This window comes from Nocardia sp. 149-1B (assembly GCF_057747975.1).
Map to the genome: position 1 here is coordinate 4,502,106 of NZ_CM173233.1, position 14,306 is coordinate 4,516,411.

Below are 14,306 nucleotides of genomic sequence, written 5' to 3' on the forward strand. Positions count from 1 at the left end.
GTAGATCAAGCAAAGCGTGCAAGAGCACGCATCCCTGAGAAGCCACGGAGGCTGACATGACCATCACCATCGAGCTCTACGACATGGGCTCCACGGACCCGCTCACCTTCGAGGCTGAGGAGGACTGCAACATCGCCGAGGCGGTGAAGCTGAAGGCCGCCGAGGTCCTCGTCGTGGTCGACGAGGGCAACGAGGTCGACGGTGACGTTGACCTGGTGGAGCTCGACCGCCGCAGCACGGTCGGGGAGGCCGCGCAGGGTCACCCTCGGCTCACGCTGCTGCGGAACCCGGCGGCGAAGGTTGCCGTGCACGTCCACTACGCGGGCGTGGCCAAGACGCTCCAGGTGCGCTCAACCACCCGAATCCGTCGCATCCGCAAGCTGGCGATCGCCGCTCTGGGTATCGACCCCGAGAGGGCTACCGACACCTCGCTGCGGCTGCAGGGTTCGGACACGGACCTGACGCCCAAGAGCCCGATCGGCGCCTACCTCGGCAAGGGTCAGCACCAGATCGACCTCGACCTGGTGCACAAGGACCGCCCGCAGGGTTGAGCTCCAACTGCGCCCAGACGACCAGGATCGAAGGCTAGGTGAACGCCGGTGACCGCCGAGAGCACGACTATCGAGATCGCAGCCGAAGCCGCGGAGGGTAGCGGCCGCTCGCCCGACGAGGAACGGCTGCGCATGGACCTCGCCAGCGCGCGCTTCGTCGCCGGCGAACGGGCCGGCAAGTGGCGCAACCCGGTCCTGATGTGGCCGACGCTGACCGTCGAGCTCGCGGTGGGCGACGACGACTACGTTGCGCTTCGCCTCCAGGTCGACGGCTACCCCACAAGAGCCCCTGGGGGCCGGCTGTGGGACCTGAAGACCGACGCTCCCCTTCCGGCGAGCCGGTGGCCGCGAGGGGGTTCTGCTGAGCGCGTCTTCCGGGCTGACTGGTCGCCCTCGAACCAAGATGCGCCGTACCTTCCGTGTGACCGGACTGGGCTCACGACCCACACCAACTGGGCCGAGATGCACCCGAGCCGAGCTTGGAACCCCTCCCGGACCATCGCGTTCTACCTCGAAGAGATCTACGGAGAGCTCACCGACGCCCGCCTGCCGTACCGGGAGCAGGAGGCATGACGACCTTGAGCGCCGACGCTAGCGGGGGCAGATCCGAAGGGGTCCGCACAGCCATCCATCGCCCGCTGGTTCGGATGAAGCAACACGACTTCCTGACGATGATGCGCCAGCTCGAACGACACGGCGAGCACCGGCGCGAGGCCGGTGCATTCCTGCTTGCCGCCGCCCCGCCCGTCGTCCAGACGTCGAAGGTCCGCCGCGTGCTGACCAGCATGTGCCGGCACGTGCTCACTCCACGCATCAGCTCCCAACTCCATCCGCACCCCCAGGTGGTCACCTCCGTCGCCTACTACAAGGACCTCGACCCTGCGTGCCTGACGGGCGGCATCACCTTCCACGCCATCGGTTACACCCGGCTGAGCGAGCTGTGCCGCAGCCGACACCTGAGGGTCGTCGCAGACATCCACTTGCACCCGGGCAACGGGACGCGTCAGAGCTCTACCGACGCCGACCATCCGATGGTCGCCCGCGCGGGCCACCTCGCGCTGATCGCGCCCCGTCTCGGCTCGGACGTCATGAGCCCCGAGGAGGTCGGCGCACACGTCATGACCACGACGGGGTGGATCTCGTACTTCAACGGCGATGTCGGGCACGTCTTCCAGGTCCGACGTACGCTGCGCGGGCTGCTCATGAGGGTGTGCGCGCGTTTCCAGATGCTGACCCGAGCGAAGGGACGCCCATGAGCCCCGAGTCCAGCCACCCCAACCAGTACGACGCCGACCACTTCAGCCGCACCGCGTTGATTCTCGGCCGGCAGGCCGGTGACGCTGAACAGGGGCAGGAGCGGCACCGCAGCCTTCGAGTGCACATCATCGCGGGCGACTCCACCTGCACGTCTCGCAGCGGCCAAGCCGCTCTACTGACCGCCGTCGCGACTGCAGTACGAGCCTTCAGCGAGGTCACCGTCTCACTCGGGTCTCCGCGGCAGGTGGTGGCCGGTGGGCCAGACGCGGGGGAGCAACTCGGCGACAGCGTTGCCTCACACGGTGCGCGGCTGGTTCAAAGCATGAGCTCGCCCGCCGGCCGCGTGATCGTGATCGGAGGCACGCCGGCCGGGGTGGAGCCAGAGCGTCACTGGATCACTGCCACCTGGTCGGGTTGGACCGCGACCGTCGGGCCCGCCGCACCAATGCAGTCGACGAGAGTCGCAACAACCGGACGAGCCGAGCGCACCGCCGCCCGCGGTTGGGGTGACGGTACCGACCACCCAGGTGAGGACGAGAACTGCCTGGCGGCCATCGCCGCCGGAGCGCTTGCGGTCGCGGAGGTGTTCTTTGCCTTCATGCGCAACGAACGCTCGCTGTGCACCGCACGTCAGGTCCACCTGAACCTGTGGGTCCCCGGTTCGACCACCGATCGCGGCCCCGTCATGTCGTATGCGCCCTCTCAGTGGTGGCTGCTTGGTCTCGGCCACCTGGGTCAGGGGTACGCACACGCCATCTCTTGGCTCGACTACGTCGACCCGGGGTCGGTCCAGGTAGTCCTCCAAGACACCCAGCGCGCCGTCCCGGCCAATCACAGCACAGGAGTCCTCACCCCTGTGCAGCCCGGAGGTCAGCGCAAGACTCGCATCGCCGCGGCAGCGCTCGATCGGTGCCGACTCGAGACCGTGGTCATCGAGCGTCGCATGAGCGCCCAGACCCCGGTGAGCGAGGAGGACATGCACGTGGCGCTGGTGGGAGTCGACAACAACGCCACTCGGCGACTCATTGACAGGTTCGGGTGGAAGTCTGCAATCGACGTCGGCCTCGGAGCCGGCGTACGGGACTTCGATGGCATGACGATGCGTCGCCTTCCTGGACAGCCCAGCGCGACCGTCCCGGCCTGGCAAGACCGGCCGGTAGTGGCCACCTCCAAGTCCGAGGACATGGCCGCTCCGGCACTCGATGCATGTGGCATCGCCGAGCTCAACGGCGTTGCCGTCGGCGCCAGCTTCGTCGGGGTCATCGCCGGTGCGATGGCGGTGGCAGAGGCCGCGCGGGTCCTGAACGGAGGCGTCGCCTACGCCGTCCTGTGCCACGACCTTCGCGACGACGAAACCGACGCAACTTTGGCCGCCTCGTTCGACCCGCCAGTCGCCGCGCGTCTGCGATGACGGCGCCCGGCCAGCCGGCGGTTCAACGTCGGCTAGCGCGCAACGGTGTCGAGAACGGCGTGGGGCAACCGAGCAGCTGCTGTCCGGGCGAGTCTGTGAGCGGTCAACTGACCATCCACTGCCCCTTGCCCCCTCGCCTCCTGTTGGGTCCGGGAGGGCGCCCGCGCCCGCTCAGGACAGGTGCCAGGCAGCGCGCGCTCGCGAACCCGCAGCCGGGGAGTGGCGCACTGGCGGCTGCTGTCGACGGCGGCGTGGCTTCCCGGCTGGTGGAGCCCTTTGGTCCTATCGTCACTCCGCAGCCAGTGACTCGATTCGTGTCATTGGGCCACTCCCACGGCCAATCATGCGGACAGGAATCGAGTCACGTGAGCTACGTCCTGATTGACCAGCTCTATCGGGCGGCCGAGGAGCGCGAGTTGAGCACTCGTGTCTGGGCGGCGCGCGCCGGCGTGAGCCTGTCGACCGTGCACCGGGTGCGTCGAACCAGCGGTGCGGTCGGGACAGCGACGCTGGCGGCGTTGGGGCTAGCAGCCGGCCTGCGCCTCGAGCTTGCGGTGGACCCTGCGACGGTGCCCGGCACCTGGAGAACCTCGTCTGAAGCGCCCACTGCTCCGGGGGGTCGTCAGCATCGCAGGGGTGTTGCGCTCGACTGGGCGGATCTGCTTGACCTCGCAGGCGCGGAGCTTCTGTGGCGCCGACACCAGACCGCAACGTCGGCGCATGAGGTCGCAAACGCCCTCGGACTGTCGCCTCGCACAGTCTGGCGTATGGAACGACCGACCCGGCCCTACCCCCTTCTGGAGCAACTAGACGCGGTTGCCCGCCACTTCCAACTCCTCCTCGCCTGGGTTCCGCTGGGGGCCGCCTGGCGACCGAGACCGTGGCAATCAGCCGGAGCGACCCGGCAGCGAGGAACGTCGCGAATGCCGACAGGTCGACAGGGTCGTCTGTCGCCCCTGTTCACTAGCGCCGACCAGAGTTGGCGCACGCCCGGGTGGCTCTTCAAGGAACTAGAGCAGGAGTTCGGGGGCTTCGTCCTGGACGTGGCTGCTCTCTCCGACAGCGCGCTCTGCAGGCACTGGCTCGGGCCGGACCACCGGGACCCGGTGCGGCGGGACGCCCTCCTGTGGGACGACTGGGCTGACGTCGCTCGAGCCGCGATCGAGCGCGGTGCCATCGGGACGTTCGCCTACATGAACCCCCCATACCTGTACGCGCACGAGTGGACCACCCGAGCGGTCGCGACGGCGAAGAACGGCGTCAGCGTGGTTGGCTTGCTCCCCGCGCGGACCGATACGCGAGCCTTCCAACGCGACGTCATCCAGGCCGGAGCCGAGGTGCGCTTCCTGCCGGGTCGTCTCAAGTTCAGCGGCAGTGACCAGTCCGCTCCCTTCCCCAGCGCGGTCGTGGTCTGGCGGAGCGCGGCGGTTCCTCGCTGAGCTTGCTCGCGGGTGCGGGCTTTCGTGGGCTTGCCTAGGTTGATCGAGTACGCCTTGGGTTCGAGCGCCCGGGGTTTCAGGGCTCGCCGACCATGCCCAGGAGGGCGGGCTGCCCGGCCTTCACCGAACTTCTCCGGCGACCGGGTGCGCATCGGTCTCGGACCGGTCATGCGGGTGAGTGGATGACCGTCACCAACTCCGTGCGCAAGGCTGAAGTTCACGGATGCTGGCCGAGATGGTCGATGACTGCCTGGAAGGCTGGGTCGATCTTCTCGTGACCGAGTGACGCAGCCGTCCCCTGGCCGTCATGCGACACCTCGACCACGGGACTCTGGTCGGCCATGTCGAAGCCATAGATGTCAGCGAGCTTCCGGATGCGTGACCACATCGCGGCCGGGATGCTCTGCGCGCCCTCGTAGGCCGGACGAACAGGCTGGTTTCGCCGCGTGAGTGCTTCGACGACCTCGTGGTCACCACCACGTCGTGCGATCCGAAGGCCCGTCCGCTGCAACCGGGTCATCCGTTCGAGGCCGTGCTGCTGCTCCGTGAGACGTTGCGCGTCGACAGGTTCCAGGCGGGCCCAGACTTGTCTCGCGATGTCATCCCAGAGCACCTGTTCGGCGTCGTTGAGCGGAAGGTCCTCCCTCCCCCTCTCACCGGTGGTAGCCCCTCCCCGGTAAGGGGAGGGATCAGTTTCACTCAGAGTCGAGGAAGGACTCTCGTTGGTGAGAGCCGGCGCGTATAGCAGCCGGTAGGTGGCGGCGAGGTCGGCGTGCTTGTTGCCCTTGACGACCTGGCGGATGAGTCCGAGCTTGGCCAGATCCTGCATCTGGCGGTGCCACGAGGAGTAGGGGATGCCCCATCTGCCTTCGATGGCGTGCTTGCCGGGCCGGGACAGCCCGGTGCGGTGATCTGCGTGGATGGCGAGGACCATGAGGGGTCGGAAGAGATGGGACGGCAGATCGGCTGCGACGCAGGCGATGTGTAGGACGTGATGCTTGCTCATCGGTGGCAGGTCGGACAGTTGGCGCTCGACGGTCATGGGGTGCTCCGAAGTGTGAGTGACGGCAGGACCGGGACGACGGTCCGGTGTCGCCCGTGAGAGTCAAGTGGCCCACGCACCGCACAGGGCGGAGCGCACCCCAGACGCGGAGCCCGCGGGGACAGGTTCGGGAGCTGGGCTGCCTGCCCGCTCGCCATCCGCGTCCCGGGCTACTTGGTGTCGTGATCGCGGTTTGGCGGCCCGCTGCTGCTCGGTCGCGGGGTAGGCCGGTGGTCCGTCGACAGACCGGGGCGATCCTCGCCACCACTTCCTCGCCCTCACTCTTGTTGTAGGTGACCGGATCGCGACCGCAGTTCGGATCTTCTGTTCCCCGAGAATGCGCTGGTCAGCGGCCGGATCACCTGCCGTCCACCTTGTCCGCAGGCCGTGCTGCGACGAGGCACGGGCGCCACCCTCTGGGCAAGGTGCACCGCGATCCCTGGAAGGGCCAAGAGCCCTCAGACCGCGACGGTCGCCGGGCGTAAGGCCAGTCCGACCGCGGATCTCGCGGAACATCAAGGCACGGGGATCGGAGACGTGTGCCAGGCCGAGGAGGTGCGCCAGCTCATGCTCGAACAGTCGCACGCGTAGCAGGCCGTGGCCGGCCTCGTAGAGGCTGTTTTGGGCCGCGTTGACCAAAATCCAGCCTCCGACGTACCGCTCGCTTCCACGAGCCGTGGTCTGGTGGATGGAGGTTGTTTCGGCCGAGCTCGCAGGATCGCCCAGCAGGTGCTGTTCGGGCGACACGAAGGCGACCAGTACGGCCGGCCGGCGGCCAGCGACCAGCTCCGACCCGTAGCTGGCGGTCGGCATCGTCGCGACCTCGCCGATCACGCGGATCCTCAGCCCGCTGGCACGTCGAATGACACCGACTGCATCGGCCAGGTCGCGTCGTGCTCCAGTCGGGGCGTTGGCCGGGTTGATGACCAACCGGATCAGTCGCCGGGGGGGCCAGCGCGCTGGCTCTCCGTCCGCCCCCAGCACTGCGAACTCGCAGCCAGAGGCCAGGCGGCCGGCGCCACCGATCTGAGGTGAGGGCATGCCGGGGGCGAAGGTGAGGAGTGTGACCCCTAGGACGAGAGCGGCGATGCGCTGCACCATGTGCTCACCGTGCCGGGCTACTTGATAGCGGAAGCCTTCCGGCGCCGACTCGTGGGCGGGACTGCTCATCAGGTGGGGCAACGGATGTGCCTGCCCGAAGCCGTGAGTCACCCGAGTGGTAGGAGGCGAGCGACCCGAGTTCGTCACCGCGATGACGCCCGGGGCCACCGCATACCTGCCGCGGCCACCGCCCCGTGGTGAACAATGGGCAATCACGCCACACCACGGGGAGAACCACCGGTGCCAACCGCCACCAGGAAGCGCCTCTCGCTCAACGAGATCCGCGCCCGCGTCGCCAAGTTCGTCGTCGATTACAAAGACGTCAAGAACGAGAAACAGCACACCGGCGACTTCTGGAAGGCGTTCATGCGCTGCTACGGAGTCGAGGACTCCTACCTCCACGGCGTCATCTTCGAGTACCAGGCCCGCCGCGCCTCCACCGCCGGCATCGGGTACATCGACGTGTTCAAGCCCGCGTCGTTCCTCATCGAGCAGAAGTCCGACGGCAAGATCAGCCGACCCGTCCCCGGCGGGATGAGCAACGCCGAGATGCAGGCCCGCGACTACCTCCTCGGCGGCGACATCACCCGCGAGATGGCCCCCAGATGGGTCATCACCTCCGACTTCGCCACCATCCAGGTCACCGACATGGGCAAGAAGCGGGAAGACCCCACCCGCACCCTCACCGTCGCGACTCGTGACCTCATCGACCACGTCGAGTCCTTCCTGTTCCTCGCCGACGACGACCCGCACGACCTCATCGCCGAAGACCAGGCCGAAGCGTCCATCCAAGCCGCCAAGCTCATGGGGACGCTCTACTCCGCTATGACCGGAGACGCCGACGTCGACGAAGACATCAAGGATGCCGACGACGAGGACGCCGAGACGATGGAAGCGTCTATCGTCCTCACCCGGTTGCTCTTCCTGCTCTTCGGTGACGACGCCAACCTGTGGGAACGCGGCCTGTTCCACCAGTTCATCAAGACTCGCACCGCCGTCGACGGGTCCGACCTCGGCCCGATGCTCGCCGCGCTGTTCGACATCCTCAACACGCCGGAGAAGAAGCGCGACCAGCGAGCCGACGAAGCCATGCTCGCCTTCCCGTACGTCAACGGCGACCTGTACGCCGGACAGACGAAGATGCAGTACTTCGACGCCGCCATGCGTGACGCGCTCCTGGCCTGCTGCGACTTCGACTGGTCCCGCATCTCCCCCGCCGTGTTCGGCTCCTTGTTCCAGACCGTCAAGAGCAAGAGGGCGCGGCACGCCGCCGGCGAGCACTACACGTCCGAGGAGAACATCCTCAAGACGCTGCGGCCACTGTTTCTCGACGAGCTCCGCGCACGCCTCGACGCGGCCAACACGAAGCCGGCGCTCGAAGCGCTCCACGACGAGTTGAAGTCCTACCGGTACGTAGACGCGGCATGTGGGTGTGGCAACTTCCTCATCGTCGCCTACCGAGAGCTGCGCGACCTCGAGCTCGACCTGCTGGTCAAGCTGCGGACCAAGCAGGGCCGCGACCTCGACCCCGTCCTCGACGCGTCCGAGCTGTTGAACGTCACCCTCGACCAGTTCTACGGGATCGAGCTGAACTGGTGGCCAGCCAAGATCGCCGAGACCGCCATGTTCCTCGTCGACCACCAGGCCAACCAGCGGATGGCGAAGACCCTCGGGCTCTTCCCGAAGCGGCTCCCCATCGACATCAAGGCCAACATCCACCACAAGAACGCGCTCACGACTGACTGGGACACCGTTCTCCCCGCCAAGGGCCCCACTGTGTACGTGTTCGGCAACCCACCCTTCCTCGGCCGGAAGGAACGCGACAAGACCCAAGCCGCCGAACTCGCGAACGCCTGGGGAGTGAAGTCCGCCGGCCACCTCGACTTCGTGACCGCCTGGCACGCGACAGTCCTCAAGTACCTGGCCGACAAAGACGGGGAGTTCGCCTTCGTCACCACCAACAGCATCACCCAAGGCGAGCCCGTCGCGGACCTCTTCGAACCCATCCACGCAGCCGGCTGGCGCATCAAGTTCGGACACCGCACCTTCCGCTGGAACTCCGAGACGGCGTCGAAGGACAAGGCAGCCGTGCACTGCGTCATCATCGGGTTCACCCGCAACCAGGCCTCGAAGCCACGGCTGTTCACATACGCCAAGGACCTGCGAACCCCCACCGAGGTCAAGGTCACGACCGGTATCAACGGCTACCTCATCGACGCGCCGAACGTGTACGCCAAGAGGCGCAGCAGCGTCCTCTCCCCGGAACTACCCGTAGTTGGCTACGGCTCCATGCCGAACGATGGCGGCAACCTCCTCATCGACACCGACGAGTACGTCGCCGTGACCGCCGACCCGGTGGCGGCGAAGTACGTCCGCAGATTCGTCGGAGCGAAAGAACTCATCAACGGCCTCGACCGGTGGTGCCTCTGGCTCGTCAACCTCGATCCAGCCGACGTTCCCAAGTCGCCCGTGCTCACCGCCCGGCTCAAGGCTGTCAAGGAGACCCGGCTCGCGAGCAAGAACCCGGACACGGTGGAACGCGCCGCCACTCCGCACCTGTTCTGGTTCATCAACCAGCCCGACGTGCCATACCTGTGCATGCCGTCGACGTTCTCTGAGAGCCGTCCGTGGGCGACCGTGGCCCGGTTCGGACCTGAGGTGATCACGAGCAACCTGGGGAACGTGTGTGAGGACCCGGACGGGTTCGCCTTCGCGATCGTGTCAAGCAGCATGTTCATGGCGTGGCAGCGGACCGTCGGCGGCCGGTTGAAGTCGGATCCGCGGTTCACGAACACGCTCGTGTGGAACAACCTGCCGCTGCCGACGGTGGACCCGAAGCTGAGGATTCAGATGATCAACGCTGGTGAGGGAGTGCTCGCGGCACGCGAGAAGCACCCCGACCGGTCGCTGGCGCAGCACTACAACCCGCTCGCCATGGACCCAGATCTGGTCGCCGCCCACCGCGCGCTCGACAAGCTGGTCGACAAGGCATTCGGTTCGACGAAGCGGCAGCCGACCGAGTACGACCGGCAACAGGTGCTGTTCGAGCGGTACGCGGAGCTGACCGCCTAGTGGCGCTTGCCGGGGCCGGACAGGCCCGGTCCGGGTGACCAGCAAACCCGGAGGTGGGACCGGGTTCGTCCTCCGCCGTCGACCTCATAGAGAGGGGCGGCCCGTCTCGTCTTCAGTGTGTGGCAACCCCCGCGTCCCTGACCCGCGCGGGATCGTCGCGGAGCCCGGTCGCACCGAGTGCCCGCAAGAGGACGCGTACACGGACGAAGGCACCTACCGGGCCGCCGTCACCGAACCGCGAAGGTGGAGCGCGTGTGTCGCCGGCGCACAGGACAAGCCGAAGCACACCCGGTGAGCCGTACGCCTCCGTACCCAGGCCGTGCCCACGAAGGTGGCACACGCCTCCGCTTGAGCGACACACAACGACACACGCACCGATGGGCGTTCCTGCAGGTGAGCATGGGTTTCCGGCGTACTCTCCCGACATGTACCTACGGCGTACTCGGCGGTGGTGATGCCGCGCTGGTCACGCCGACGAGCGAGGTGCTGCAAGGTCATGATGAGCTCCGTTCCCGGTCGCCCGATGCGACCGTCTCGGGGTCGACGATGCGCGCTGGCGGGGACCCTTGGCAGGGCCCCGGCCCGCTGCTGTGGACCTCGTCGCGGCAGGCTTCGCGGTGGACGGTGACCGGGCCGGGTCAGAGGTCGAGCGTGGCGAGCAGCGCGACGACGAGCGGGACGATCCCGATCAGCAGGAATGCCGGGAGCAGGCACAGACCGAGCGGCACGGCGGCCTTGACCCCGACGGCACGGGCTCTCTCCTCGGTGTCGGCGCGGGCGGAGCGCGCCAGGTCGTCGGCCAGCCGCTCGACCGCGGCCACGACCGGCGCACCCGAGGAGTGCGCCCGCGCCAGCGTCCGGCCGAGCCGGCCGAGGTGCGGGTCGTCGGCGAGCGTCGTCCACACCTGGACCGGGTCGAGCCCCAGGGCCAGCCGGGCCGCGACGCCACCGAGCCGGTCGGCGGCCGGACCGGGGAGCGCGGAGCAGACCAGCGCGACGCCGTCAGCGGGCGCGGCCCCGGCCCGAAGCGTCGCGGCGAACAGCTCGACGACGTGGGGCAGATCGCGGCGCACGGCCTCCCGGCGCCGGCGTACGTCGGGGAGCTCGGCGCGACCGATCACGACCCACGTCACGACCGACGCGACAACCGCTGCCGGCACCGCGGCTCGGCCGCCGAAGAACACCAGCGCCCCGACCCCGGCGAACAGGCACCAGACGAGTCGATGCCTCTTGAGCCAGCCCTCCGAGGGCTCGTCGGCCGCCGCCGGCTGCCGGACCGGCAGCACCGGCCGGGCCGGCAGCAGGAGTGCCACGGCCATCGCAGCAGCCACAGCCGCGGACGCGGTCGCCCACCCGGTCACGACGACTCCTCGGCCGCGGCTGCGATCGCCTCGATCCACCACAGCCCGGCGATGCCGAACGTCAGGCCGACCGCCAGGCACGCCAGACCGGCGGGCCGTCCGAGCAGGAAGCCCCAGGGGTCGCCGCCCGCACCGGACCCCATGGCGAGCGCGAGCACCGGGAGGCCGGCCACCAGCCGGGCGGTCGCGCGGGCGGAGCCGAGCTCGCCGGTGACCAGCCGCCGGGTCGCCGCGCGGGCGCGCAGCGACTCCGCGACCCGGTCGATGGCCGAGGCGAGCCCCTGGCCGGTGCGGTGGGCGACCTGCCAGGCCGCGGCGACCACGCGCAGGTCGCCCGCGCCGGCCTGCTCCCGGGCCAGCGTGCGCAACGCCGTGGGCACGTCGGCACCGACCCGGAAGGCCTCGGCGACCGGGCCCAACGGAGGCCACGCCTCCGCGGCCCGGGCCAGCGCTTCGCCCGGTGGCCGGCCGGCCGCGAGCTCGCCGGCCAGCAGCTCGCAGGTCTCGAGCACCTGCTCGGCCACCCGCTCGCTCTCGCGGCTCCGCCTTCGCCGACGCCACAGCCCGGCAGCGCCTGCTGAGGCCCCGGCGAGCACGGCCGCGAGACCCGCGGTCTGCGGCGTCGCGACGGTCACCACGGCCCCGACCGCGACGAGGGCGATCGGCACCCACCGTCCCGCCGGCGCCTGTCCCGCGGGCCGGGGCAGCCGGGCCGGTGGCCGCACCAGCAGCAGCACGGCTCCCACCGCGGCGACGACCGCGACCCCGGTCACCGGTCGATCCGAGCCGAGAGGGCATCGGCACCGGGGCCTGGGCGGACCGTGCCGCGGTCGTCGACGTCGAGCGCCGGCACCATCACCACCAGGCCGTCGGCACCGCGTTCGGGGATCGCGACCTGCCGCAGTCGTCGCCTCCCGTCGGGTCCGCGAGCCAGGTGGAGCACCACGTGGACCGCAGAGGCGAGCTGGCTGTGCGCCGCGTCCCGGCCGAGCCCGGCCGCCAGCGCGAGCGCCTCGACCCGGGCCGGGACGTCGACCGCGGAGTTGGCATGGAGGGTGCCGCAGCCGCCTTCGTGGCCGGTGTTGAGGGCCGCGAGCAGGTCGACCACCTCACCGCCCCGCACCTCGCCCACGACCAACCGGTCGGGACGCATGCGCAGGGCCTGCCGGACCAGGGTGCGGACCTCGACGGCACCGGCTCCCTCGAGGTTGGCGGGCCGGCCCTCCAGCGCCACCACGTGGGGGTGGTCGGGGCGGAGCTCGCTGGCGTCCTCGACCAGCACGATCCGCTCCTCGGGGTCGACCCGGGACAGCAACGCCGCGAGCAACGCGGTCTTGCCCGAGCCCGTGCCGCCGCTGATCAGGAACGCGACCCGCGCCTCCACGATCGCGAGCAGCGCCCGAGCGACGCCCGCGGTCAAGGTGCCGAGGTCGACGAGCTCGTCGAGGGTGAACGTGCGGGCCCGCGGCACCCGCAGCGACACCAACGTCCCGGGCCGGGCCAGCGGCGCGAGGACCGCGTGGAGACGGGTCCCGTCGGGCAGCCGGAGGTCGACGTACGGCGTCGCGTCGTCCAGCCGGCGGCCGCCCACCGCGGCGAGCCGCTGAGCGAGCCGGCGCACCGCCTCCTCGTCGGGGAAGCGGACGTCGGTGAGCTCGAGCCCGGCCCCGCGGTCGAGGTAGACCCGGTCGGGCCCGTTGACCAGGACGTCGGTCACGTGGGGCGTCCGCAGCAGAGGCTCGAGCGGCCCGGCGCCGACGACGTCGCGCCGCAGCGCCTCGTAGGTCGCCAGCACCGCGGCGTCACCGACCGGGCGGCCGCTCTCGCGCAGCGCCTGGGCCACCCGGTGGGGGGTGAGCTCCCCGGGGCTGCGAGCCAGCCGGTCGCGGACCGCCTCCAGGTCGGCGGCGGGGAGGAGGCTCACGCTGCCGCCGCCCCCCGCAGCAGCATCAGCTGGTCGAGGACCTCGTCCGCGGCCCGGCCGAGCGCTCCGCGGCGTGAGCGCACCGGGCCCAGCCCGAGGTCGATGGCCTCGCCGAGTCCGCGCTGGTCGGGCATCGTGGCCAGGACCGGGATGCCGGTGGCCCGGGTGACCGCCCGTGGGTCGACCCCCGAGCCGCGCAGCACCAGGCGTACCCCGCTGCGGTCAGGGTGGCGGGCGCAGGTGCGCACCGCCGAGGCGACACCGGCCACCGAGGGCACGACCATGACGAGCAACCGGTCGCACCGGGCGACGACCTCATCGACCAGGGGGTCGACGGTGCGTGGCAGGTCGACGACGACCAGGTCGTGCCCGCGCCGGGCGGCCGAGAGCACCTCGCGCACGGCGAACGCCTGCAGGCTGGCCGGCTCACCGGCGTGCCAGGTGAGCGCGCCGAGGTCCTCGCGCCGCGGCAGCGCCTCGCGCAGCGCCCGAGCGCTGAGCCGCCCGGTCGTCTGGCACAGCCCGTCCCAGCGGACACCGTGCCGGTCCTCCAGCCCGAGCACCCGGTCGACACCCGGGCCGAGCGGGTCGGCGTCGACCACCAGCGCGCGCCCCCGGCGCGCACCGACCTGGCCGAGCGCACAGGCGAACGTCGTCGCGCCCGCGCCACCGCTACCGCCGACCACCCCGACCACCAGGCCCTCGGTCGGCGCCGCGTCGCCGAGGTCGGTGAGGAGCTCCGTCAGCCAGCCTTCGGAGCGCGCCACCTGGGTGACGTTCTCGGCACCCACGGCGACCGCCACCCGGAACATCTCGTCGGGGACGGCCGCCCAGCTCACGACGTACACCCGGGCGCGCCGCGGCGGCGAGATCCGCGCGAGGTCCGGGGCCATGTCGGCGCCGAGGAGCACCACGGGCGCGCGAGCCCAGCCGCGCAGGGCCGCACCTCCGTCGGTGGCGATCTCGGGGGTGACCCCGGCAGCGGCGGCAAGACGGAGCAGCTCGTCGAGGAGGGACTGGTCGCGGGTGATCAGCAGCGGTGCGGTCATGGAGAGATCGTTCCCGCGGGGACGCGGCGTCCACCGCGTCCCGGGAGTCCCTGTGGACAACGCTCCCCGACACGGCGGCTGTGGACGGCAGGTGGCGCG

The 14,306-nt window shown here is 70.1% G+C and carries 11 protein-coding genes; 6 read left to right on the top strand and 5 right to left on the bottom strand.

Annotation, left to right across the window (positions count from 1 at the left end; all coding sequences use genetic code 11):
* Window positions 1–56 precede the first annotated feature (56 nt).
* The 5 genes from AC3ANS_RS21575 (at window position 57) to AC3ANS_RS21595 (ending at window position 4,658) form a co-directional block, all read left to right on the top strand.
* Window positions 57–551 (top strand): hypothetical protein, encoded by a 495-nt coding sequence (locus tag AC3ANS_RS21575; protein WP_488293626.1) that lies wholly within the window; start codon window positions 57–59, stop codon window positions 549–551.
* A 48-nt stretch (window positions 552–599) separates the two neighbouring features.
* Complete coding sequence (locus tag AC3ANS_RS21580) at window positions 600–1,124, top strand: DUF7665 family protein (protein ID WP_488293627.1); 525 nt, start codon at window positions 600–602, stop codon at window positions 1,122–1,124.
* The gene (locus AC3ANS_RS21585) at window positions 1,121–1,807 is read left to right on the top strand and encodes a hypothetical protein (RefSeq protein WP_488293628.1); all 687 of its coding nucleotides are present in this window, start codon (window positions 1,121–1,123) and stop codon (window positions 1,805–1,807) included. The genes AC3ANS_RS21580 and AC3ANS_RS21585 overlap by 4 nt, the downstream gene beginning before the upstream one ends.
* Entirely contained in the window at window positions 1,804–3,219 is a 1,416-nt protein-coding gene (locus AC3ANS_RS21590) for a hypothetical protein (RefSeq protein WP_488293629.1), read from the top strand. The genes AC3ANS_RS21585 and AC3ANS_RS21590 overlap by 4 nt, the downstream gene beginning before the upstream one ends.
* A 365-nt stretch (window positions 3,220–3,584) precedes the next feature.
* On the top strand, window positions 3,585–4,658 hold the full coding sequence (locus AC3ANS_RS21595) for a DNA N-6-adenine-methyltransferase (RefSeq protein WP_488293630.1): 1,074 nt from the start codon (window positions 3,585–3,587) through the stop codon (window positions 4,656–4,658).
* A gap of 217 nt (window positions 4,659–4,875) precedes the next feature.
* Here the strand turns inward: AC3ANS_RS21595 and AC3ANS_RS21600 are convergent, their stop codons facing one another.
* A complete protein-coding gene (locus AC3ANS_RS21600) occupies window positions 4,876–5,700 on the bottom strand; it encodes a hypothetical protein (RefSeq protein ID WP_488293631.1) in 825 nt (274 codons plus the stop codon).
* Between the two features lie 1,341 nt (window positions 5,701–7,041).
* Between AC3ANS_RS21600 and AC3ANS_RS21605 the strand changes: the two genes are divergently transcribed.
* The gene (locus AC3ANS_RS21605) at window positions 7,042–9,873 is read left to right on the top strand and encodes a class I SAM-dependent DNA methyltransferase (RefSeq protein ID WP_488293632.1); all 2,832 of its coding nucleotides are present in this window, start codon (window positions 7,042–7,044) and stop codon (window positions 9,871–9,873) included.
* Window positions 9,874–10,511: 638 nt separating this feature from the next.
* Here AC3ANS_RS21605 and AC3ANS_RS21610 read toward each other — a convergent pair.
* Genes AC3ANS_RS21610 through ssd form a run of 4 tightly spaced genes read right to left on the bottom strand, consistent with a single transcriptional unit; the run spans window position 10,512 to window position 14,207 of the window.
* Window positions 10,512–11,234: a type II secretion system F family protein gene (locus AC3ANS_RS21610; protein WP_488293633.1), complete on the bottom strand. Its 723-nt coding sequence runs from the start codon at window positions 11,232–11,234 to the stop codon at window positions 10,512–10,514.
* Window positions 11,231–12,007: a type II secretion system F family protein gene (locus AC3ANS_RS21615; RefSeq protein ID WP_488293634.1), complete on the bottom strand. Its 777-nt coding sequence runs from the start codon at window positions 12,005–12,007 to the stop codon at window positions 11,231–11,233. The genes AC3ANS_RS21610 and AC3ANS_RS21615 overlap by 4 nt, the downstream gene beginning before the upstream one ends.
* On the bottom strand, window positions 12,004–13,158 hold the full coding sequence (locus tag AC3ANS_RS21620; protein WP_488293635.1) for a TadA family conjugal transfer-associated ATPase: 1,155 nt from the start codon (window positions 13,156–13,158) through the stop codon (window positions 12,004–12,006). Before AC3ANS_RS21620 ends, AC3ANS_RS21615 begins: the two co-directional genes overlap by 4 nt.
* Window positions 13,155–14,207 (bottom strand): septum site-determining protein Ssd, encoded by a 1,053-nt coding sequence (ssd, locus tag AC3ANS_RS21625; protein ID WP_488293636.1) that lies wholly within the window; start codon window positions 14,205–14,207, stop codon window positions 13,155–13,157. Before ssd ends, AC3ANS_RS21620 begins: the two co-directional genes overlap by 4 nt.
* Between the last annotated feature and the right edge of the window lie 99 nt (window positions 14,208–14,306).

Bases quoted from the DNA above. Each gene is read 5' to 3' on its own strand.
- AC3ANS_RS21575 (WP_488293626.1), top strand. From the start codon at position 57: ATGACCATCACCATCGAGCTCTACGACATGGGCTCCACGGACCCGCTC.
- AC3ANS_RS21585 (WP_488293628.1), top strand. From the start codon at position 1,121: ATGACGACCTTGAGCGCCGACGCTAGCGGGGGCAGATCCGAAGGGGTC.
- AC3ANS_RS21590 (WP_488293629.1), top strand. From the start codon at position 1,804: ATGAGCCCCGAGTCCAGCCACCCCAACCAGTACGACGCCGACCACTTC.
- AC3ANS_RS21600 (WP_488293631.1), bottom strand. From the start codon at position 5,700: ATGACCGTCGAGCGCCAACTGTCCGACCTGCCACCGATGAGCAAGCAT.
- ssd (WP_488293636.1), bottom strand. From the start codon at position 14,207: ATGACCGCACCGCTGCTGATCACCCGCGACCAGTCCCTCCTCGACGAG.